This window comes from Phenylobacterium sp. VNQ135, assembly GCF_049445735.1.
GTDB lineage: Bacteria > Pseudomonadota > Alphaproteobacteria > Caulobacterales > Caulobacteraceae > Phenylobacterium.
Window position 1 is genome coordinate 1 of the sequence record NZ_JBMSDS010000009.1, and the last position, 2530, is coordinate 2530.

Sequence of the window (2530 nt, forward strand, 5' to 3'; positions counted from 1 at the left end):
TGTGTTTCGGCTTGCAAAAGTGACCCCCATCTCGGGGATATCGGCGTCCAAAAATGACCCCCTGTCCTTGAGGCTTTGATGGCCAGATCGGCGGCTTGTGTAGCCGCGGATCGAGACGGGGATGTTGGTAGTGGAGACGGTGGCGAAGATCCGGCGCGAGCACTTCGCGCGGGGCAAGGGCGTCAAGACGATCGCGCGGGAGATGGGCCTGGCGCGCAACACGGTGCGCAAGATCCTGCGGTCGGGGGATACGGCGCCGGAGTACGAGCGGCGCGAGCAGCCGCACCCGAAGCTGGGGCCGTTCATCGAGCGGCTGGAGGGGCTGCTGGAGGCCAATGCGTCAGGGGCGCGCAAGGATCGGCTGACACTGATGCGGATCACCGATCTGCTCAGCCGGGAGGGCTATGACGGCGGCTACGACGCGGTGCGGCGCTATGCAGGACGCTGGTCGGTCCAACGCCGGGGTGTGAGCTCTCCGGTCGAGGCCTTCGTGCCGTTGAGCTTCGCGCCGGGCGACGCCTATCAGTTCGACTGGAGCCACGAGCAGGTCGAGATCGGCGGCACGCCCCTGACGGTGAAGGTGGCGCACGTGCGGCTCTGCCATAGCCGCCGGTTCTACATCCGGGCCTATCCGCGCGAGACCCAGGAGATGGTGTTCGACGCACATGCCCGGGCCTTCCAGGCGTTCGGCGGCGTCACGCGCCGGGGCATCTACGACAACATGAAGACCGCCGTTGAAGCGGTGTTCACCGGCAAGACCCGCCGCTTCAACCGGCGCTTCGAGCAGATGTGCTCGCACTACCTGATCGAGCCGGTGGCCTGCACACCGGCCTCGGGCTGGGAGAAGGGCCAGGTTGAGAACCAGGTCGGCTACGCCCGTGACAACATCTTCAAGCCGCGCCTGCGCTTCCATAGCCTGGAGGAGCTCAACGGCTGGCTGGAGGCCGAGTGCGTGCGCCGGGCGCGCAATGATCGCCATCCCGAGCACCGAGACCGCGTCGTCTGGGACGTCTACGAGGCTGAACGGCCGTTCCTGGCGCCCTTCGCAGGTCCCTTCGACGGCTTCCACCAGATCGAAGCCGTCGCCCAGGCCACCTGCCTGATCACCTTCGACCGCAACCGCTACTCGGTGCAGGCCAAGGCCGCGCGTCGGGCCGTCCAGATCCGCGCCTACGCCGACCGGATCATGGTGCTGTGCGACGGCGAGGTGGTGGCCGATCACCCGCGCGGCTTTGGCCGTGACCACACTGTCTACGATCCCTGGCACTATCTTCCCGTCCTGGCCCGCAAGCCCGGAGCGCTGCGCAATGGCGCGCCGTTCCAGGAATGGGCGCTGCCGCCTGCCTTTAACCGGCTGCGCAAGCGGCTGGGCTCGGGCGACGAGGCCGATCGGCGCTTCGTCCGGGTGCTGGCGGCGGTGCTGGACGATGGGCTCGACGCTGTCGACCAGGCCGTCCAGGAGGCGCTCGACGCCGGCGTCGCCAGCGACGAGGTAATCCTCAACATCCTGGCCCGCCGGCGCGAACCGCCCCGGCCCGAGGCGATCACCACTTCCCAGGCCCTGGCCCTGAGCCATCCGCCCATCGCCGACTGCGCGCGCTACGACCTGCTGCGAGGCTCCCGTGCAGCGGCATGAGATGATCCAGGCGCTGGGCGAGCTGGGCCTCAAGGGCATGGCCGGCGCCTTCGACGACGCCGTCACCACGGGCTTGCAGCGCAAGCGCACCGCCATGGAGATCCTGGCCGATCTGGTGAAGGCCGAGGCCGCCCATCGTCAGGCCGCCTCCATCCGATATCGGATCACCGCCGCCAAGCTGCCGGCGATGAAGGATCTGGCGCGCTTCAACTTCGAGGGCTCGCCCATCAACGAGAGCCTCGTGCATGCCCTGCATGGCGGCTCATTCCTGGCCGAGCACCGCAACATCGTCCTGATCGGCGGAACGGGCACCGGTAAGACCCACCTGGCCATCGCCATCACCGCCAACGTGGTGCGGGCCGGGGCGCGCGGGCGCTACTTCAACACCGTCGATCTGGTGAACCGGCTCGAGGAGGAAGCCCGTCAGGGCCGCTCCGGCGCTCTGGCCGCCCAGCTCTCACGCCTGGACCTCGTCGTCCTCGACGAGCTGGGCTATCTGCCCTTCGCCCAGTCCGGCGGCCAACGCCTCTTCCATCTGATCAGCAAGCTCTATGAGCGCACATCGGTGATCATCACCACCAACCTGACCTTCGGCGAATGGCCCACCGTCTTCGGCGACGCCAAGATGACCACGGCCCTTCTCGACCGCCTGACCCATCACTGCGACATCGTCGAGACCGGAAACGACAGCTGGCGCCTCAAGACCAGGGCTTGATCCACAATCTATTCAACCTCCCCCAGACCCCCTCCGGGCAGCTGAATCTCACGCAGCTCACCCGGCGGCGACGCGCTGCGCTAGCTGATGGCTACGCGCCTCGCCGCCAGCCCAGGACAACCAACAGAGGGGTCAATTTTGGACGCCGATAGGGGGTCAATTTTCAACGCCGTTTGACA

The 2530-nt window shown here is 67.3% G+C and carries 2 protein-coding genes; both read left to right on the top strand.

The window, feature by feature from the left end:
- The first annotated feature begins 121 nt into the window (after positions 1-121).
- Positions 122-1636, top strand: coding sequence for an IS21 family transposase (istA, locus tag ACO2Q0_RS21630; RefSeq protein WP_423353589.1), 1515 nt, complete (start codon positions 122-124; stop codon positions 1634-1636).
- A complete protein-coding gene (gene istB, locus ACO2Q0_RS21635) occupies positions 1623-2351 on the top strand; it encodes an IS21-like element helper ATPase IstB (RefSeq protein WP_423353590.1) in 729 nt (242 codons plus the stop codon). Before istA ends, istB begins: the two co-directional genes overlap by 14 nt.
- The last annotated feature ends 179 nt before the right edge of the window (positions 2352-2530 follow it).

Coding starts and splice junctions, on each gene's coding strand:
- istA (WP_423353589.1), top strand. CDS start 122: ATGTTGGTAGTGGAGACGGTGGCGAAGATCCGGCGCGAGCACTTCGCG.